The sequence below is a fragment of the Alicyclobacillus suci genome, assembly GCF_017329615.1.
GTDB classification, from domain to species: Bacteria; Bacillota; Bacilli; order Alicyclobacillales; family Alicyclobacillaceae; genus Alicyclobacillus; species Alicyclobacillus suci.
This window is the reverse complement of sequence record NZ_JAFMTW010000019.1, coordinates 1-19771: the sequence shown is the minus strand read 5'-3', so window position 1 is coordinate 19771 and position 19771 is coordinate 1. Positions and strand designations below refer to the sequence as shown.

General features: G+C 54.6%; 24 protein-coding genes. All 24 read right to left on the bottom strand.

Annotation, left to right across the window (positions count from 1 at the left end):
* Positions 1–10: 10 nt before the first annotated feature.
* Positions 11–628 carry a CheB methylesterase domain-containing protein gene (locus J3482_RS11020; RefSeq protein ID WP_206915669.1) on the bottom strand — a complete coding sequence of 206 codons (618 nt, stop codon included), beginning with the start codon at positions 626–628 and terminating at the stop codon, positions 11–13.
* Positions 612–1523 carry a P-loop NTPase gene (locus J3482_RS11015; RefSeq protein ID WP_146821772.1) on the bottom strand — a complete coding sequence of 304 codons (912 nt, stop codon included), beginning with the start codon at positions 1521–1523 and terminating at the stop codon, positions 612–614. Before J3482_RS11015 ends, J3482_RS11020 begins: the two co-directional genes overlap by 17 nt.
* Positions 1516–2778, bottom strand: coding sequence for a flagellar biosynthesis GTPase FlhF (gene flhF, locus J3482_RS11010; RefSeq protein WP_206922413.1), 1263 nt, complete (start codon positions 2776–2778; stop codon positions 1516–1518). Before flhF ends, J3482_RS11015 begins: the two co-directional genes overlap by 8 nt.
* The gene (gene flhA, locus J3482_RS11005) at positions 2778–4820 is read right to left on the bottom strand and encodes a flagellar biosynthesis protein FlhA (RefSeq protein WP_146821770.1); all 2043 of its coding nucleotides are present in this window, start codon (positions 4818–4820) and stop codon (positions 2778–2780) included. Before flhA ends, flhF begins: the two co-directional genes overlap by 1 nt.
* A gap of 6 nt (positions 4821–4826) precedes the next feature.
* The gene (gene flhB / locus J3482_RS11000) at positions 4827–5912 is read right to left on the bottom strand and encodes a flagellar biosynthesis protein FlhB (RefSeq protein ID WP_223204027.1); all 1086 of its coding nucleotides are present in this window, start codon (positions 5910–5912) and stop codon (positions 4827–4829) included.
* Between the two features lie 9 nt (positions 5913–5921).
* Positions 5922–6695 carry a flagellar biosynthetic protein FliR gene (gene fliR, locus J3482_RS10995; RefSeq protein WP_146821768.1) on the bottom strand — a complete coding sequence of 258 codons (774 nt, stop codon included), beginning with the start codon at positions 6693–6695 and terminating at the stop codon, positions 5922–5924.
* Between the two features lie 4 nt (positions 6696–6699).
* On the bottom strand, positions 6700–6969 hold the full coding sequence (gene fliQ, locus J3482_RS10990; RefSeq protein WP_146821767.1) for a flagellar biosynthesis protein FliQ: 270 nt from the start codon (positions 6967–6969) through the stop codon (positions 6700–6702).
* Positions 6970–6989: 20 nt separating this feature from the next.
* Positions 6990–7799, bottom strand: coding sequence for a flagellar type III secretion system pore protein FliP (gene fliP / locus J3482_RS10985; protein ID WP_146821883.1), 810 nt, complete (start codon positions 7797–7799; stop codon positions 6990–6992).
* A gap of 16 nt (positions 7800–7815) precedes the next feature.
* Entirely contained in the window at positions 7816–8238 is a 423-nt protein-coding gene (locus tag J3482_RS10980; RefSeq protein ID WP_223204006.1) for a FliO/MopB family protein, read from the bottom strand.
* Between the two features lie 62 nt (positions 8239–8300).
* Positions 8301–8666 carry a response regulator gene (locus J3482_RS10975; protein WP_146821766.1) on the bottom strand — a complete coding sequence of 122 codons (366 nt, stop codon included), beginning with the start codon at positions 8664–8666 and terminating at the stop codon, positions 8301–8303.
* Positions 8667–8691: 25 nt separating this feature from the next.
* Positions 8692–9891 (bottom strand): flagellar motor switch phosphatase FliY, encoded by a 1200-nt coding sequence (fliY, locus tag J3482_RS10970; protein ID WP_206915665.1) that lies wholly within the window; start codon positions 9889–9891, stop codon positions 8692–8694.
* Complete coding sequence (gene fliM, locus J3482_RS10965) at positions 9884–10879, bottom strand: flagellar motor switch protein FliM (RefSeq protein WP_146821764.1); 996 nt, start codon at positions 10877–10879, stop codon at positions 9884–9886. The genes fliY and fliM overlap by 8 nt, the downstream gene beginning before the upstream one ends.
* A gap of 22 nt (positions 10880–10901) precedes the next feature.
* Positions 10902–11339, bottom strand: coding sequence for a flagellar basal body-associated FliL family protein (locus tag J3482_RS10960; RefSeq protein ID WP_146821763.1), 438 nt, complete (start codon positions 11337–11339; stop codon positions 10902–10904).
* Complete coding sequence (locus J3482_RS10955; RefSeq protein WP_021296458.1) at positions 11336–11551, bottom strand: flagellar FlbD family protein; 216 nt, start codon at positions 11549–11551, stop codon at positions 11336–11338. Before J3482_RS10955 ends, J3482_RS10960 begins: the two co-directional genes overlap by 4 nt.
* Positions 11552–11613: 62 nt before the next feature.
* Positions 11614–12468, bottom strand: coding sequence for a flagellar hook-basal body complex protein (locus tag J3482_RS10950; protein WP_146821762.1), 855 nt, complete (start codon positions 12466–12468; stop codon positions 11614–11616).
* Between the two features lie 78 nt (positions 12469–12546).
* On the bottom strand, positions 12547–12939 hold the full coding sequence (locus J3482_RS10945; RefSeq protein WP_206922412.1) for a hypothetical protein: 393 nt from the start codon (positions 12937–12939) through the stop codon (positions 12547–12549).
* On the bottom strand, positions 12936–13379 hold the full coding sequence (locus J3482_RS10940) for a flagellar hook capping FlgD N-terminal domain-containing protein (RefSeq protein WP_146821760.1): 444 nt from the start codon (positions 13377–13379) through the stop codon (positions 12936–12938). The genes J3482_RS10945 and J3482_RS10940 overlap by 4 nt, the downstream gene beginning before the upstream one ends.
* A 17-nt stretch (positions 13380–13396) precedes the next feature.
* Positions 13397–14710, bottom strand: a complete 1314-nt coding sequence (locus J3482_RS10935) for a flagellar hook-length control protein FliK (protein WP_206922411.1) — start codon at positions 14708–14710, stop codon at positions 13397–13399.
* Positions 14711–14747: 37 nt separating this feature from the next.
* Complete coding sequence (locus J3482_RS10930) at positions 14748–15398, bottom strand: MotE family protein (RefSeq protein WP_146821758.1); 651 nt, start codon at positions 15396–15398, stop codon at positions 14748–14750.
* Complete coding sequence (locus tag J3482_RS10925; protein WP_146821757.1) at positions 15398–15832, bottom strand: MICOS complex subunit MIC60; 435 nt, start codon at positions 15830–15832, stop codon at positions 15398–15400. Before J3482_RS10925 ends, J3482_RS10930 begins: the two co-directional genes overlap by 1 nt.
* Positions 15833–15835: 3 nt before the next feature.
* Positions 15836–17143, bottom strand: coding sequence for a FliI/YscN family ATPase (locus J3482_RS10920; protein ID WP_206922410.1), 1308 nt, complete (start codon positions 17141–17143; stop codon positions 15836–15838).
* Positions 17127–17906, bottom strand: coding sequence for a FliH/SctL family protein (locus J3482_RS10915; protein WP_328702692.1), 780 nt, complete (start codon positions 17904–17906; stop codon positions 17127–17129). The genes J3482_RS10920 and J3482_RS10915 overlap by 17 nt, the downstream gene beginning before the upstream one ends.
* A 1-nt stretch (position 17907) precedes the next feature.
* Positions 17908–18924: a flagellar motor switch protein FliG gene (gene fliG / locus J3482_RS10910; protein ID WP_188332123.1), complete on the bottom strand. Its 1017-nt coding sequence runs from the start codon at positions 18922–18924 to the stop codon at positions 17908–17910.
* A 28-nt stretch (positions 18925–18952) separates the two neighbouring features.
* Positions 18953–19771, bottom strand: an 819-nt coding sequence (locus J3482_RS10905; RefSeq protein WP_206922408.1) for a flagellar M-ring protein FliF C-terminal domain-containing protein, incomplete at its 5' end; no start/stop codon positions are given.

Sequence of the window (19771 nt, the reverse complement as noted above, 5' to 3'; positions counted from 1 at the left end):
CCTCCAGGAACTAATCTAATCCGTGCCGTAGGTGTGTCGCGAGAACGTCCGGAATCTGCCAAAGCGGCACAACCTCCGTTGCTGCACCGCGCTCCACCGCAGCTTTCGGCATGCCATAAATCACCGCAGTGCGCTCGGACTCAGCTACCGTAAACGCACCCGAATCCTTTAGTTTCAGCAAACCATCGGCGCCATCGCGCCCCATTCCCGTCAAAAGTACACCGACCAGTTGCAGATGGCCTACCAATTCCAGCACAGAGTGAAACAATACATCGACAGAGGGCTGGTGCCCACCGACTGGCTCTTCCTTCCGAATGGACAAACCAATCGTCGGTCTGCCTGCCTGCACCCGCATTTGCATTCCGCCAGGTGCAATATACACGTGACCCGGTTGAATCACATCGGCATCTCTTGCCTCCGACACGTGCCACTTTGAACTATCGTTGAGCCGCTTCGCCAAGTTCGCAGTAAAGCCAGCAGGCATGTGCTGCACGACACAGCAGGCCACGCCAGCCATCACCGGAAGCGCCTGAAACAGTTCAGTGAGCGCCTTCGGCCCACCCGTCGACGTACCGACGACCACCAGCGCGCGCAGCCTAGACGAATGTGTATTAGGCGCTGTGTCCACTGTCCCGTCCACCTTTACGCGCTCTCAGTCCCAACAGCCGTTCGAAAAAACCGGATACGCCGACTCGCGGTGTCACTACATCACGTCGGACAAAGTTGGTAGCAACTTGCAAGTAACAGGAAGCCGCACGACTTTTTTCCGCGTGAGCCACCACTGGCACCTGTCGCATGACCGCCTCACTAACCACGGCATCCTCGAGAATATAACCCAACGCCTCGATATTGACATCGAGAAACCGTGTCGTCACGCTCATCAGCGTCTCGGCGGATCGTTTTGCAGCCGCAAACGACGAGGCCCGATTGACCACCACGCGAGTGGGCGGTAAAACACTTCGTTGCACCAACAGTTTCATAAACGCGTAGGCATCAGTCATTGAAGTCGGCTCCGGGGTGGTCACGAGAATCAATTCGTCACTCGCCGAGATGAGTTGACGGCTGACCTCATTGACACCAGCGCCACAATCGAGCAACACGATGTCATATAGCACACTCAACTCGTGCAACTGCGCAAGCAAACTACCGTAGTCCTCGACGGATAAGGTGGAACTGTCAAACAGCCCATTTCCACCGGAGATAAAGGACAGCCCATAGACAGAATGCTCGACGATATCGCTTAGGCGTCTGCCAGACAACGCGTCTAACAGACTGTGTGACGGCGTAACATTCAACAGCACCTCAATATTCGCGAAGCCAACGTCCGTGTCCATAATCAACACCCGAACGCCTTCGCGCGCGAGACCCATGCCAAAATTGACGCAAAAGTTGGACTTGCCAACCCCACCTTTGCCACTGCCCACAGCAATTACCTTTGCTACGCTCTCTCGCAGCCGCGCGTCGAGAGAATCGCCCGGTGCGTGCTGCATACGCGCGCGCAACCGAGCAGCCTGGTCATTCACCAGCCTCACCTCCCAGCCACCTGTCAAGGATTTGCTCGACCGACAAGATGTCAATATCGTCCGGCACGTTTTGCCCAACCGTCACGTAGGACAACGGGCGCTGGTACTTGGCGAGAAGCGCAGGAATACTTCCCACCGTGCTCGTCTCGTCCAGTTTCGTAAACAAAAACTTGTCAATACCAAACGGATTGCAGGCGGTGACAAGCGCGTCGAGATCATCTGGTTTCGCAGTGAGCGACGCAACCAAAATGGTTTCATCAGGCGCTAAACTGCCGAGCAGAGACTGCGTATTCGCCACCGTTTCCGGCTTGCGAAAGTTTCTCCCGGCAGTGTCCACCAAAATCAAATCACAACCCGATAACTCTGCTAACCGCAGAGGGAGTTCCTGCGCATCATCGACCACGAGCATCGGGACGCCGAGAATGTCCGCATACGTCTTCAATTGCTCCACCGCAGCAATGCGAAAAGTGTCTGTCGTCAACAGCCCGACGCGGCGCTTTCCAGCCAACACGTATAAAGCGGCAATTTTGGCAATCGACGTCGTCTTCCCGACACCCGTCGGGCCCACAAAAGCGACAACCCGACTCTCCTGCGATATGGGCATGGGGATGGCGAGATCACCTAGTTCGTCCAAAATCACCTGCTGCACGCGCGACAACGCAATCGGCATAGGCACGTCAGGGTCATTTGCAGTCGCCCTTTGTGCCCATTGGCGGGCCACGTCCTCGCCGACGCCTTGCGCTCGCAAAAATCCCTCGCATTCACTCGCCACTGACGCACTGTCCCGGCTGCCCACTTGCGTTTGAAGCATGGCCTTGAGCGACGCCAGTTCCCTTAGGACATCCTCCACGACGGGCACCTGCTGCGGCGCTTTGACTCCACCATCTTGTTGCGCAGGTTGCATCGCAGCGGCCGTCGCTTGATACGCGCCAAACGCACCCGCGAGCGCCGCCCCGAAACTTGGCTCGTCCAACACATCTGTGGCCTCAGGCCGTGTGACAGGGGGAGTCTCCCGCGTTTCTTCACGCACCGGTGCCGCAGGCGCCTTAACACCATTGCGGACGACATCGTGATGTAATGGGATATCCCCGCCAACCGCCGCAGTCACTTCGAGGCGTTTTTGCCAACGCAAACCCAGCCACTTCTTCACGCGCACCTTCTTCGTACTGAGAATGACCGCATCTTTTCCCAAATCTTTGCGGATGGACATGACCGCTTCCGGCATGTCCCGAACAATATACCTTCGAACAATCATCACAGATTCACCACGCCGCCGCTTTGAATTTCAACCGTTGGATCTAACTCGTTATAAGACAACACCACGACATCGGGCAGATAGCGTTCAATCCACCGGCGCACCGGCAGGCGCAACTGCGGATGGACCAACAGCACCGGTGTTTTACCCACCGCCTGAAGCTTTCCAGACTCCTCCTGCAACCGTGCGATGACGCGTTGAGTCTGCGCCGGATCCATCCCGATGAAGGCACCCCCCGGCCGCTCGACAAGCGACTGTTGAATCTGCTCCTCGATGGTGGCCGACAACGTAATGACCGCCATCGGTTCACCCGGTACGGAGAACTGGTTGCAAATTTGACGCGCCAAAGCCTGTCGAACCTGTTCGGTCAAGACGTCCGGATCTTGCGTTTGCCGAGCCGCATCCGCCAATGTTTCGAGAATCGTCACCATGTCGCGAATCGAAATTTTCTCCCGCAACAAGTTGCTGAGCACATTTTGAATCTGACCCAGCGACAACGGATTTGGATACACGTCGTCAACAGCGGCCGGATTGGTCGTCTTGACGTGATCTAAGAGGGACTTCGTCTCCTGGCGTCCAAGCAGTTCATGGGCATGTCGACGGAGAACTTCAGTTAGATGTGTCGCAATGACCGACGGCGGATCAACCACCGTATATCCGTTCGCCTCCGCCTGCACACGCATCCCTTGGTTGACCCAAATCGCTGGCAGCCCAAACGCGGGGTCTTTGGTTTTGACACCCTGAATTGCAGGATTCTCCACGCCAGGACTAAGGGCTAACCAGTGTCCCATGACAATTTCTCCTTCTGCTACTTGAACCCCTTTTAGCTTAATGGCGTATTGTGTCGGTTTTAGTTGAATGTTGTCGCGCATGCGCACCATCGGAATGACAAGCCCCAACTCAATCGCCAACTGACGCCGAATCATGACAACGCGCTCGAGCAGGTCACCACCCTGCTTGCTATCAACCAATGGAATCAGACCATAACCAAACTCAAACTCAATCGGTTCTACTGTGAGCAGGTTGAAGACGTTCTCCGGTTTCTTCGTCTCGGCTTGTTGCGATCTCGCCGCCTCCTCAACCTGCTTCACTTGCGACTGTTTCTTTTTCTGCTGCAAGCGCCAGCCGCCAATCGCAGCCGCTGCAGAAACCGGAAGCACAGGGAGAATGCCGATGGGCGTCACGACCCCGAGTAAAAAGATTACAATCGCAACAATGAACAGGGCACGCGGATAACCAAACACCTGTGACACCACGTCTGTCCCCAAGTTGTCTTCGGAAGCCGCGCGCGAAACCATAAGTCCTGTCGCTGTGGACAACAGAAGCGCCGGAATCTGACTGACCAAGCCGTCGCCGACGGACAAGAGCGTATAGGTGCTAAGGGCCTGTTGAAACGGCATGTGGTGCATGGCGATGCCAATGATGAACCCGGCGACGATATTGATGCCGACAATCAGCATCGACGCAATCGCGTCACCTTTGACAAACTTTGAAGCACCGTCCATCGCGCCATAAAAATCCGCTTCGCGTTCAATCGTCTGCCGCCGCTTGCGCGCCTCTTCCTCCGTGATGAGTCCGGCATTCATGTCGGCGTCAATCGCGATTTGTTTACCAGGCATCGCGTCCAGGGTAAAGCGTGCAGCCACTTCCGCCACGCGCTCAGCACCTCGCGTGATGACGATAAACTGCACGATAATAATGATTAAAAAGACCATAAAGCCGACCACTGCATTGTTGCTGATGACGAAATCGCCAAACGCCTTAATCACGCTTCCCGCATCAGCTTGCCCCAAAATCAATCTCGTCGACGAAATGTTGAGCGTCAGCCGAAACAGCGTCGTAATGAGAAGCATCGACGGAAAGACCGAAAAATCAAGCGGCTCCTTCGTGCTCATGGCAACCAATAAAATCGTCATCGACACAAAAATATTGACGATAATCAACATGCTGAGCAGTGGCTTAGGTATCGGAATAACTATCATGACGATAATCCCAAGCACAAACATCATCACGAACAAATCTGTCCGTTTCGCCAACTTCATGAATCCTCACCCCCTTGCCGATTGCTTAAGTCGATACACATGTGCGAGCACTTCTGCAACCGCCTGATACAATTCCTGCGGCACGGCGTCCCCAACTTCTGCTACTCGATACAACGTCTGCGCTAGAGGTCTGTTTTCGACCATCGGCACACCGAATTCTGCAGCGCGCTCCTTAATGCGCTGCGCCAAGTTGTCTGCCCCCTTGGCGATGACCTGCGGCGCCGCCATCGACTGGCTGTCGTATTTGAGCGCAATGGCAAAGTGTGTCGGGTTGGTCACGACTACGTCCGCCTTCGGCACGTCTTGCATCATTCGCCGAAAGGCCAGTTGCCGGGCACGTCTGCGAATCACACCCTTAATCTGCTGATTCCCTTCCATTTGCTTCATTTCATCTTTAACTTCCTGTTTCGTCATTCGGAGTCCCCGCTCGTACTCGAATCGCTGATAGAGAAAATCAAAGAAGGCAAGCATCACCATACACACCGCGATACGAATGCCCAGCGAGAACACCATCCCCCCGACAGCAAACGGCAGTTGCGTCACATCCACCTGTGTGAAACCGCGTATTTCCGACGCGGAGGGCACGACTACGCTATAGCCGACGAAACCAATCAACATCAACTTCAGCAACGACTTACTCAACTCAACCAACGTGTGCGTACTAAACATCCGTTTAAGACCGGCTAGCGGTTGAATTCGGCTAAACTTTGGCGCCAAAAGCATGGGCACAAACATCGGGCGCACCTGTGCTACGGACACGGCCACACCAATCAACAGCGCGATGCCAACCACCGGTAGCAGCGCCTTCACCGCTATCGCTCCCTGCATCAAAAGCAACTGCGTGACCGTACTCGTCGTCCATTGCGACGGCACTTGCATTGTCAAGTCCCGCTCCATCAACGACTGCCAACTCCCCCAAATCATCGATCCGGTGAAGCGAAGCGCCACCAAAATGGCTGCAAGTACAAGCGCGGATGTGAGTTCTGGACTACGCGAGACGTTGCCCTTGCGGCGTGCTTCTTCGCGGCGCTTCGGCGTCGCGCGCTCGGTTTTGTCTCCGCTGTCAGCAAACCGCTGAAGTTGTAAGTCCATCACGCCGCGTCACCCCCCTATCGCTTGCAGGACTACTTGTAATTCGCGAAACACAAACGAAAAAATCTGATTGAATAAGTAGACCGTACCGGGCATGACGATGGCAAACATCGCGAGTCCAGCAAACAACTTGACTGGCAGACCGACGACAAACACGTTCATCTGCGGAACCGCGCGCGATAAGAACGCAAACGTCACATCGCTCAAAAACAGTGCCGCAAGTAACGGTGCCGCCAATTCCACGCCCATCGACATCACAAGTCCCATCAGCTTGAGCAGAAATCCGGGCCAATCGCTCGGCAACTGAAATGCGCCAATGTGTACGATGGTGAAACTTTGTAACACCGCCAGCATCAACCCATCCAGGCCACCCATCCCGAGAAAATACAGCGTGAACAAGAGATTGTACACATTGCCCATGATGCCCATCTGAGTGGTCGATCCCGGCGCGACAAGTTGAGCCATCGAAAAACCAATTTGAATATCGACAGCCTGCCCCGCGATGGCTATCGCTGAAAAGACCAGCGTCGCGATAAATCCCAGCAACAAGCCGATGACAGCTTCCATCACGCCGTCGACAACGAATTGACCAGGATTGTTTAAAATATCCGGCACCCTCGTGTCGATACTAGGCGCTGCAATATACGCCAATCCAAACGCCAAACTGATCTTGGCCAGTCGCGGCCACACATTCATCGACATCAGCGGCGAAGCCGCAATAAACGCGATGGTGCGCAAACTCACTAACAGAAACAAGTTAAAGTGCTCGAGTACGTAATTCATCGAACTACATCACGTAACTCATTAAGTTCGATAGAATGTTACTCGTAAAATCTGTCAGATTGGTGAGCATCCACGGCCCAAACACCAGTAGCGCGACCATCACCGCGACGATTTTCGGCACAAATGCGAGCGTCTGTTCCTGAATCTGTGTCGTCGCTTGAAAAATACTAATCAAAAGCCCCACTGCCAGTCCTAACAGCAACACTGGCGCGGTGAGTTTGACCACCAGCCACATCACTTGCGCCCCAAGCCCCATGACAAACCCATCGCTCATTGCGTACAACCCCCTTCGGCCTATGTCGCGTATCCTGCCAATAGCGATTTGACGACGAGGTACCAGCCATCCACCATGACAAACAGAAGAATTTTAAACGGAAGTGAAATGACCACCGGCGGCAACATCATCATGCCCATCGACATCAACGTCGTGGCGACAACTAAATCGATGACCAAGAACGGAAGATAAATCATAAAGCCAATTTGGAAGGCCGTCTTCAACTCGCTGATGGTATAAGCCGGAACCAGAGCGCTGAGCGGAATGGACTGTGGATGTTTCGTGACATCCTTGGGTATTTGCTCGTGCCGATATTGCATAAATAACTCCAAATCCGTCACCCGCGTCTGCTTCTCCATAAACACCTTAAATGGCAGTTCCGCGCGTTGCATCGCCACCGTCTGCGATATTTTGCCGTTCAAGTACGGTTGCAGAGCTTGCTTGTTCGCCTGCTGCAGCGTTGGCTCCATCACGAACATGGTAATGAACAACGCCAGTCCAATCAGGACTTGGTTCGGCGGGGTCGTCTGTAGCGACAGCGCATTGCGAATAAACGACAAAACAACTATTACGCGCGTGAAACAAGTCATGAGAATTAACGCAGCGGGTGCCAGCGTCATGACAGTCAACAGTAAAATAATCTTCACCGTGTCCGCCACGGAACTCGGACCACTGCCGCTGCCAATACTCAAGTTGACACCGGGAACGATAGAGGAACTATTCGTCGCCGCGTGGACGAAACAAACCGTTCCGCCAAAAAGCCACGCACACAATACGGCCAACGAGCTAAGCCAAAGCCAGCGGTTTCGCAATCCACGTTTTAAAATCATTTTCACCGCCGTTCCCCTATTCGTCCCGATGCGGATGGCGCCGCAGTTCTGCAAGGGCACTACTCAACGCTTGGCCAAACGAGGACGGGTCTGGTTCGTCGACGCCTTGCGCATAGCTGTCGGTAACCTCGGCCAATAGCGAAACATCCTCCCCAACACCAATGAGAAACCGCTTCTCGCCGACTTCGACTACCTGCACCGAACGGTTAGGTGCCAACTGACGCGCTGCCAACACCTGAATCGCGCCGCGCTGCTGAACGTTCGTGCGCTTGGCCAAAAAGCGCACCAACAGGACAATCATGAGCACGACGACCACCAACGCAATGACGACGTTAATGTAGTAATGCACACCAGGTGCGCCGACCGTCACTGGCGCCGCCGTGGCATTGGTCGTCGTATCCAACGCGATTCGCAAATCTGGATGGATGACGTTCCACACTATCGGCACACCCCCAAGTGACCCTTCCCATTGGCCTTGCCCATGATGAAGTCAAACATCATTTACCCCAGCGCCTTTTTAACCGCTTCAATCACGCGGTCAGCCTGAAATGGTTTGACGATAAAATCCTTGGCACCTGCTTGAATCGCGTCGATGACCATCGCCTGTTGCCCCATGGCCGAACAGACAATCACTTTCGCGCTTGCATCAATCGCCCGAATACGCTTCAGCGCTTCAATGCCATCAACCTCCGGCATAGTGATATCCATGGTCACCAAATCAGGCTTCAACTCCTGGTATTTTTCGACTGCCTGCGCACCATCCGCAGCCTCGCCGACCACCTCAAAGCCGTTTTTGGAAAGAATGTCTTTAATCATCATCCGCATGAATGCCGCATCGTCTACTACCAAAATCTTTGCCAATTCCATTCACCTCAACTGTTTAATTTGCGTGTTAGGAGAGTTTGCTGACGCGTTGATCCTGGCTGATGATATCGGTGACGCGAACGCCAAAGTTTTCGTCAATCACGACGACTTCCCCAATGGCAATACGCTTGTTATTGACCAGGATATCAACCGGCTCACCAGCGAGCTTGTCCAGCTCCAAAATGGACCCAGGCGCCAGTTCCAAAATTTCGCGAATCACTTTTTTCGCCCGTCCAAGCTCCACCGTCACATTTAAAGGCACATCAAACAACAGCGACAGATTGCGCGGTGGCGCTGCGTTTTGGGAAACGTCATCAAAGTCTGCGAACTCTGGCTGGCGAACCTGAATCGGCTGCTGTGCCGCAGTCTGTCTCGGTACACTCTGCGGTGCTGAAGGCGTCGCACTCGCCATCGCCGCATACGCGCCGTGCGCAACGCTTTGCTGCGTCGTCGCCATTGGCGTCGGTTCCGAAACTGGCGACTCTGTCACCGTCGCGCTCGCTTCGGTTGGTGCAGGCGAATCCACTTGCGGTGCCACAGTGGCCGCCGATTCCGAAGAGCTCGACGCAGGCCCGGCCAGGAGCGTCGCAACCATTTCGCGCGCAAAGTCCAGCGGCAACAATTGCATAATTCGCGAATCAATTAAATCGCCAACTTTGAGCTGAAACTCCACATTGACGACGGTCTTCGTATCAAAAGCGCGTTGGCCCGGCCGGGAAAAGTCGATAATATCGACTTTTGGCGGCGAGATGTTGATGTAACGCCCAAACATTTGGCTCATCGAGGTGGCGGCCCCACCCATCATCTGGTTCATCGCCTCGCCGACAGCGCTCAAATGCAGTTCGTTCAGTTCTCCTTCGACATGAGTGCCGTCGCCACCCATCATTAGGTCGGCAATCGTTTTGGCGTCATCCACCTCAATCGCCAATGCGTTAGAACCAATCAATCCCTCGGTGAACTCCACAGCCACCAACACGTACGGCTTCGGAAAATTTTTCTCAACCTCATCGGCATCAATCAACGATACCGTGGGGGTGGTAATATCCACCCGATGCTGTAACAAAGCCGACAGCGAAGTGGCCGCCGAACCAAAACTGATATTGCCGATTTCACCGAGTGTATCCGCCTCTTCCGGCGTCAACGCAGCCGCCGTGGGCTCTTCTCGATTCCCGTCGCCGCTGAGCAGCGCATCAATTTCCTCTTGCGAAAGTTTCACCTGATCACTCATTATCGCTTGCTCCCTCCCATTCGCGGAGAATCTTCACGGCGTAATTGCGGTTGCGCTTGCCGATACTCCCCCAATACGCGGCGGTGCCATCAACATACACCAGCGCCGGATCGCGGATAGACTGGCGAAGCAAAATCGTGTCGCCCACTTCCAAATCCAAAACTTCATGGACGGTCAATTCGGTTGATCCCAACTCAACCTGCACCTCGACGGGCACCTTCATGACATGCGCCGTAACGACTTGTTCCTCTTCCGCCGCGTTGTGTTGACGGCGCCTCGAATCCAAGAAGTGACGGTTGGTCAACGTCGGCATAATCGGTTCGACCGTGGTATGTGGAATACACAGGTTGATGAGCCCTGTCGTGTCACCGATGCGAACACTCATCGCGATGACTAACACGGTTTCGTTCGGCGTCGTCAACTGTAAAAATTGCGGATTGCTTTCGAGTCCCACAAACTCTGGTTCGAGTTCCACAACGCCACGCCAGGAATCCGCCAGGAGGTCTGCCGCCGGCGTGATTAGACGGCGCATTAGTGTCATCTCGATGTCCGTCAACTCGCGTTCTCGATATGGACCAACATTGTCGCCTCCCATGAACCGGTCGAGCATCGCAAACACCACCTGTGGATTCATCTCCAGGACGACTCGACCCTCGAGTGGCGCCATTTCCATCAAATGCAAGACCGTGAGCACAGGAATCGAACGAATAAACTCCTCGTAAGGAACCTGATCTACCGACTCCACCTGAATTTGAATCACAGTGCGAAGCTGACCCGATAGATGGGTGGTTAAGAGCCGGGAGAAATTCTCGTGAATTCTACGCAACGCGCGCAGGTGATCCTTAGAAAACCGCATGGCTCGGCGAAAATCGTACGAACGGACTCGCGCGGCGTGATCATCTGCCCGAATCTCATTGGCGTCGATCTCACCGTTGTGAATGGCCGACAACAACGCATCGATTTCCGATTGTGATAAAACTTCTGACACGACGTTCGCCCCCTTTCGCGATTTACTGCACGAGCACCTGCGAGAAATACACGTTCGTCACGTTCCCTGTGTCGAGCATTCCATTGATGTCCTTTTGAATGACCTGTTTGAGGTCGTTCAATCCCTTGTCGTTTCGCAACTGGTCTGGCGTATACTGCCGCATAATTTCGTTGACGTCATCTTGAATTTGGTACTGCATCAGACTCAGTTCCTTCTTGGTGGATTTATTATCCGCCTGAAGCGTCAACGTAAATTGAATTAAGCCGGACGATTCCAGATTGGTTGTCATCTGTGGCAACGTCACCTGCAACGCGGCTGCCTCTTTTGCCGATAGCGCGTGTGTCTTCGCCGCGCCTGTGGGATGTTGGTGCTTCATATACATCGCAACTGCGACACCGCCGCCCGCAATGACTAAAATTCCGATGATGATAAGAAGCATCACCCGTACAGGGCTTTTCATCTGTCTACCCCCTTACCCGCTTGCGCCGCCACCAAGCCAATTCTCCGATAGAACGCAGTGACGATTTGTTCAATGGCACTAGGCCGCTCCTGGACCAGATACTTGTGCCCATTGGACAACGTGATGACAGAATCCGGCGTCGCCTCGACGCTTTCAATCAACATCGGATTTAGCCATATCTCTGAGCCGTTTAGCCGTGTCAGCCGAACCATGATTCTCTCTCTTTCCCAGGTCACTGTGCGCCCTTAACTAGGGCGCACAGACCCGCTCACGTTTACGAGTTCTTCATATTGACGAGCGCCTGCAGAATCGTGTTGTCGGTCCCAATCATATGAGTGTTGGCCACATACGCGTTCTGCGCGACAATCATCTCTGCGAACTGGCTGGACAAATCGACATTCGAACCTTCCAGCGCACCAGACTGAAGCGTGCCCGCATTACTTTTCCCAGGCAGTGAATAAGACGCCGGACCCGAGGCGGTCGTTACACTAAACAAGTTGTCCCCCTGCTGTTCAAGCCCATCCTGGTTTGGAACGTTCGCGATAGCAAGATAGCCGACGACGCTCGTCGTTCCATCCGTATTGGAAACCGTGATGCTACCATCACTGCCAATTTGAACATTGGGGTTGGCCGCGACATTGCTATCGAGGGCCTTTAGATTGATATTCGTCAACTCGCCGGCCGTTGGATTGCCAGACGAAGCATCTGCACTAGACCACCCTTGGGCAATCATTCCATTTGGCAAAACGAGGTTATCATCATTGTCGACGGAGAAATCCCCGGCGCGGGTGTAATAAGTGTTGCCACTTGCATCCTGGACTGCAAACAAACCGTTGCCGTTAATCAGGACGTTCGTCGGAATGTCCGTCGTATCGGTCGCACCCTGCGAGAAGTCCATCGACGTCGACGCCACTTTGACGCCGAGACCGACCTGTTGTGGATTCGTACCACCCTGCGTGGCGGTTCCTGAACTGCCCCCTGCGAGGGTCTGACTCAAGATGTTGGCAAAATTGGTGCTGCTCGACTTAAAACCGACTGTGTTTACGTTGGCGATGTTGTTGCCGACGACGTCGAGATCGGTCTGAAACGCCTGCATTCCGGAAATGGCTGAGTTCATTGAACGCAACATGTGTATTCCTCCTCAGTTGTGTGCCGCGCTATCGGATCAGTCGGTCACCGACAGCCAAGCTCCCTCTTTGTGGTCCAGCTAGTTTACAAAAACGACACTGTCAATTTGGGTAACAATCGGATGATCTTTGTTTTCCATTGCCGTAACGACCGTGCGTGACGGCAAATTGACCACAAACCCAGCCTGTCCCAAAATCATGTACGTGTTCTTTGCACCTTTTTTCTGTGCAAGGTTCGCCGCCTGATCCATCGCTTGCAGATCTGCGTCCGACAATGTAATTCCACGCTGCTGCAGACGTTGCTGTGCGTGGCTACTAATATTCCAGGGTTTACTTTGTTCGACCGTCGCTGCCGTCAATGCGGCCGCAAACGTATCATTTCCGGTTTTTGCCTTCCCCTGGCTGGCGGGCATCGCTGCCTGTGACGTGCCGAGCGGCCGCCAAGTGGCAATCGTAGTGCGCAGATCACTCACGACATCTGCACCACCTGTGACAGGGGATACGCCGTGCCATTGACAACGACCTGCGGCTGTCCCTGCTCAATCTTTATCGCAGACACTTGACCGCTGACCGTGTTCCCATTGCCGTCATCGACAGAGATATTGGTCCCTATCAGTTGATGTTCAAACGCCATAGACGTGACAGATTGTAAAGACTGAATGGCCGATAACACTTGTGTCTCCGTATTTGCCACATTGGTCATTTGCTCCAGCGCGCTAAACTGCGCCAACTGGGATAACATTTGCGTGTTGTCCTGCGGTTGCAGCGGATCCTGGTTTTGAAGTTGGGTTACTAACAGCTGCAAAAACGCGTCCTGTCCCAGTGGCTGATCTTGATTGACGGTCGTTCCAGGCGCATTCGTCTGCGCCGCCCCAGCGACACTGTTCGATGTAGGTTGAACCGATGTCGTCATTGTTGTTCCTCCTTCCTTTAAATAGATAGACTGATGTCCCCAGCGTGCTCAGTATCGGGTGCAAGTGACGCGTCGCCAACCGCTGCAGTACTCAGTATCGCAGTGGCTCCACTCGATTTTCTTCCGGGCGAATCCGAATCTTGTTGCCCACGCTGACCGCCGCCAAATTGATTGCCGCCTTGGTCATAAGCCACCTGGAACTCAGCGACATTCAACCCTTGGCTTTGCAGGTTCTGTTGTAACGCTGGAAGCTGTTGATTCAACCATGCGAATGTCGACGCCTGACTCGCCACAACCTGCACCTGCAATCGACCATCCGCCGCCTTCGTCACCGTCACATCCAGTTGCCCCATCCCCTGCGGTACAATCTGCACCTGCAGCTTGCTGTCCCCGGCATCTGCTTTCACCGAGATCAAATGTCCAAACTGCGCCAGAGCATCCGGGTTTCGCACATCGATTTGCGGGGCCTGCCCGCCGCTTACAGATGCCGTCGACGTCGTCGCCGAGGGCACACCTCCACTCGCCATCGTGCCAACCACCATCGCGCTTGATCCGTCATTGACCCCACCAGTGCTCGACGGTGGACTATCTGAATCTGCATCAGACTTCGAGTGACCGCCGTGTTTGGCTTGTGCCAGCACCGCTTGTACGCGCGGATCAGACGACGTTGCAGAAAATCCACTCGCAGTCTGCCCAGTTGACGGCAAAACGGTGTCACTAGCCGTCGAATTGACCGATGAAGCGCCCCGCTCTGCGGATTCCAAATATCGGTCGTTCTTCACGCCGCTCGTCGGCGATTGCTTTACCAGCATATCTGCAAACGTCGATGACAGCGTTGTATTCGCGTTATTTCCACCCGAATGACTCACTGCCGCGATGCCTGTAGAAGATACATTCGCGACAAGGGACGCACCTGCATCATCCGATGCCTTCTTGCCCGTACCACTGTCGGCTTTCGCATTTGCACGCGCAGTTGTCGCAAGAAGGGTACTCGCCTCGCCATTCGCTAGGGCCACACCCTGTGGTGGGTTCGATTCACTCGCACGACCACCCATAGATGGCTTATCTATTCCCCGTTGCCCAGCCGTCGACATCACCGGATTGGTCAGCCCGCGCTTACCTTTTACCGAACTGACCCCGCCAGCAATCTGCTCCCCTGTGGAACCGCTCGCCGCATCGGTCAGATTCGCATTTGGAAGCGTTCCAGACGTTCCCAACATGGCAGCCAGTAAATCGTCAAACACGGCTGCATCCAGAACACCACTGAATTTCCCAGAACCCCCTGCGCTCAACAAATCCGCCGTGGAACTCTTTGCCGCCGATACATGCATATTTGTTTCACCTCCTTTCAACATGAAAGACCCTCCATTACGGTGTCTGTCCTACCGTCCCAAACGAAGTCGTATTGTTGGCCGAGCCACTCGCCGCCTGTGACGCCATACGCATATCGTCCGCCGCCTGTTGAAGGACCGAGCTGGCAAATGCCGTAGGCAGCGCTTGGAGAATCGGACCAGAGGTCTCAGCTGGCATCGCCGCTACCACCCATGCGGCTTGGTCAGCGCCCATCTTCTGAAGGACCGAAGCCGCCGCCGAAGCATCCATCTGCGCCAGCACCTTCGCTTCCTGCTGGCCGTTTTGCAGGTGATTCGTCCCTACTTGTTGCTGTTTCTGCAACGTCTCCACCTGATTTTGCAATGCCTGAATTTGTTTCTCATCGGCTTGCGTCTCTTGTGTCAGGTTCGCATTTTCCGACTTCAACTTGGCAATTTGCTGCTGCTGTGCTTTGACTTGCTGTTCTGCACTCGAACCAGCCGACTGTGATGCCGCAGCAGGTTGGCGTATACCGAGGACATCCAGCGAAGTCTGCCATACCGGCACCCCGACGAACTGCAGCGCGACACCAATGACCACCGCGGCGACGAGAATCGGAACGACCCCCACAAACAGAATCCAGGTAACTCTATTCACGCGCCCGCGCTCGTTATCGTGACCCTTGCCACCGTCCACCTTCGACGCCATTACACATCCGTCCTTTTAAATCTCTTCAGCGCCTCGTCGTCTGCCTCAACTTGCAACTTTCGCATACGCTCAACCCTGTCTTCCATGCGTGCATCTTGCGAGATGCGAGACCACTTTTCCTGTTCGACATACGCGTCGCGAAGTTTTCCTTGCTGGGCGTGAACGTCACCCTGTAAAGCCGCCCATTCCCGTTCCAGATGTGCCTTTCGCGTCTCAATAGCCTCCTGATATGAGACATAAGATTGCACGAGCAACACACTTGCGGCCTCTTTCATCCGCCCTCTCGCCTCGCGGGACAAATCCTCCAACTGCTGCCACTGCAACTGCAACGCTCGCTCCTGTTGCAACAGACGCGCGTACTGCGACTCCTCGATGTCCTGTAAGTCCCGTTTCAATTTGTGAAATCGCGTCGCAAACGCGGTGAATTCACGCACACCTTACACCCCCGTCACTTGCGCGAGCCGCTCCACGGTCGTCGCAAGTTCCGTTAAATCATCCGTTTCTTGAACGAGCAGTTGGTTGACATCAGGGACTTTCTCAATGGCGAGGTCAGTATCCCTATCCGCGCCCTGTCGATACGCCCCTATCCGCAACAAATCCTCCACGTCGCGATACCGACTGAGCCACGTTCGGGCTTGTTTGGCTGCTTGCTGATGCCGCTTATCGGCAACTGTCGAAAACAGTCGCGACACACTGCTCAATACGTCAACCGACGGGAAATGTCCTGCATTCGCGAGCTTTCTGGAAAGCACGATATGTCCGTCAAGAATTCCGCGAACGGTATCGGCAATCGGGTCATTCATGTCATCCCCATCGACGAGCACCGTGTAAAACGCCGTGATGGTGCCCGACTCACCGGGACCCGTGCGTTCCAGCAACTTGGGAAGTGCCGCAAACACGGATGGCGTGTAGCCACGAGCCGTCGGTGGCTCACCTGCCGCCAACCCAACCTCACGCTGCGCCATCGCAAACCGCGTAACCGAATCCATCATAAAGTTGACGTGCATACCTTCGTCACGAAAGTATTCAGCAATGGTCGTCGCCACATAGGCGGCCTTCAGTCGAATCAACGCAGGTTGGTCAGACGTTGCAACCACTACGACGCTGCGCTTCAGTCCTGCTTCTCCGAGGTCCCGCTCGATAAACTCGCGCACCTCTCGACCGCGTTCGCCGACCAATGCGATGACGTTGACATCCGCCTCCGTACCTCGCGCAATCATCGACAAAAGCGTGCTCTTGCCGACGCCACTGCCAGCAAAAATCCCAACGCGCTGACCATCACCGATGGTGAGCAGACCATCAATCACGCGAACCCCAGTCTGAATGGGACGCTCAATGCGCTGGCGACGTAATGGATGCAACGGCGCCTGTTCAACTTCCCGGGTGAAAACATCGCGGAGTGGGCCACGCCCATCCATCGGTTCTCCTAGTCCGTTGACTATCCGTCCAAGCAACCCTGCGCCACAATGCACCGCCAATCGCCCGTGCATCGCCAAAACATCCGCGCCTGGACCGATATCCCCCATTTCGCCAAGTGGCACGAGAATCAAATGCCCTTCGCGAAAGCCGATGACCTCCGCGCGACATTGCGTCTGTTTACCATAAATCACGCAAAGGTCCCCAAGATTAGAAAGCGGGCCACTCGATTCGATGGTCATACCGACCACTTTGGTCACTTTCCCATAGACCTTGGCCAGTCTCGTGGAGGGCAACTGTTCGAGAAAGCTTTTAAGCCTCGCTTCCATCGTCCATCTCTCCCTGACCACGCATGCAGTCGCGCAACGCCTGATGCAACTCCTCAAGCCGCGTCTTCAACGTGCCGTCGACGCGACCTGCCGTTCCCCGCAACTCACAATCGCCGGGCGCAAGCGTCGGATCCGGCACCACCGCAATTTCCCACTCGCCGTAGTTTTCCAACTTCCACCGCGGATGCGCTTGACGGGCCGCCGCGTAATCGTCGGGATGTACACGAACTTGTACGGACGTACCTTGGCTGACGTAAACCAAGAGATCTTCAACCATCGCCCCGATATCAGCAGGCGCCAGTGCCAATTCTCGATACAGCAATTTTTTCACAGCAGCCATTGCCAGTTCCTCGACAATGGGTTGTAACGCATGCAGACGCTCACTGCGACCCGCCTCAATCTGTTCGGCCAACTGCCTCAGTGCGACATGTTCCTTTTGCTTCCACTCGACAAAGGCTAGCGCAGCTTCCTCTTGACCTTGCCGAAACCCTTCGTCATAGCCCGCCTGTTGCGCCGCCCGCCGAATCTCCTGGGCCTCGACCTGGGCCGCCGCAATCGCAGCTTGCGCCTCGACTTCCGCCCTTTCGAGCATCTGTTCACAGACAGCTCTAGCTTCTGCGAGAAGCGCGTCCGGGTGGACGACAGATTCACTCTCCTCGCCAAGCTCCACGGTCGCGGCCACCTCTTCGCTAACGCCCGCGACCGCGATGGGAATCGGTTGCTTGCCCCCGGGGAGCCAGGTCGACGACACGCGTTTGAACACGTTAGACAATGATGTCGTCACCTCCACCACGAGATACGACAATTTCACCGAGATCCTCGAGGTGTCGAATGACGCCCACAATCCGCTGTTGTGCATCCTCGACGTCACGGAGGCGAACTGGGCCCATGTACTCCATATCTTCCTGGAAGGTTTCAGCCATCCGCTTCGACATGTTGTTGAACAAAATCTCCTTCACATCATCGCGCGAGACTTTCAGTGCCAACTGAAGGTCTCTCGCGTCCACTTCGCGAATTACGCGCTGTATCGCTTTGCTGTCGAGGAAAATAATATCTTCAAAGACAAACATCCGTTTTTTGATCTCGTCAACCAAATCTGGATCTTTCACCGACAGTTGTTCAAGAATCCCCTTTTCTGTACTCCTATCGACGCCATTCAAAATCTTAACAATCGCCTCAATACCGCCAGCCTGTGCGCTATCCACCGTAGTCATCGCCGACAACTTCGACTCCAAGATATCCTCCACTTCCGCGATGACCTCTGGAGAAGTTCCCTTCATCGTGGCAATTCGGCGCGCGACATCCGCCTGTAATTCTGCAGGCAGTGCGGCCATAATCATGGCCGCCTGTTCCGGATCTAAATAGGAAAGCACAAGTGCAACCGTCTGTGGATGTTCATCCTGAATAAACCCAAGAACCTGATTCGGGTCTGCTTTCCGCGCGAAATGAAAGGGTCGCACTTGGAGCGCAGAGGTCAGGCGATTGAGAATGTCCTCGGCCTCCTTGCCGCCAAGAGCCTTCTCAAGCACCTCGCGCGCGTACTCGATACCGCCGGTCTGAATGTACTCTCGGGCCATGGCGAGATCGCGAAATTCCTGGAGGATATTTTCCCGCTGCTCGAAATTCACTTTGCTGACATTGGCAATTTCAAATGTCAGTTGTTCGACCTCTTCCTGCGACAGCCGCTTGAAAACACTGGCCGCAACATCTTGGCCAAGCGCGATGAGAAGGACTGCGGCCTTCTGTCGACCGGTTAAGGTCCTCTGGCGTTGCACACTCATCGCCTCCGCGTTTCAAAATTCGTACGTATTACTCAGACAGCCAACTTCTCAACAAACTCGCGAAATCATCTGGACGCTGCCGGGCCATATTGACCAGCTGACTCATCAACAACTCGTCTTCCGTCGGTGGCAACTCTTCTAATTGCTCGTCGTAGGCGTCTTGAATTCTAGCTGGGACATCTGTCGGACCATTGCCGCCAGCCCGTTTGCGCCGCCACCAGAGAAACAAGCCCGCAACCAATGCGGCTAGAAGACCTAAGACCACATACAGAATCCAGTTCGATTTGGTTTGCGATGGTGCCGCAGCGCTTTGAGTAAACGGAACAGTCGATACCGATACCGTGTTCGCGCCCTGGGTCGTCGGACTTTGCCCCACCAAATTGGTCACGAACGACTTGATTTTCTGAACTTCGGCCGGCGTCATCGCCTTGTCGTTGCTATTCAACAACACGCCCACTTTGTATCCCTGAATCTGCATCGGGTCATCGGTGGTCGTCTGGTTTTCATAGCTGTAATCGTAGTTCGTCGTCGTATTCGACTCAGAAGACGTCGAATTCCCCGCCGCGGAACTTGAAGCGCTGTACGAAGTCGTACTATTCGGATTTGATCCCGCCTGGCCGGCAGGCCCTCCCGCTTGACCGTTCGTATTCGTCGACTGAGATTTCTCCTGATTTTGACTCGTGACAAACCCACTCGTCGAGTTCGGCGCATTCTGCAATACGTGAGACTGACTCTTCGTCTGATTAAACGTCACGTTCGCATGCACCACAACGACAGCGTTACCGGCGCCGACAATTTGTTGTAACCCGCTTGTCAGTTTCTCGGTCATGTCGTTTTCAACACTCTG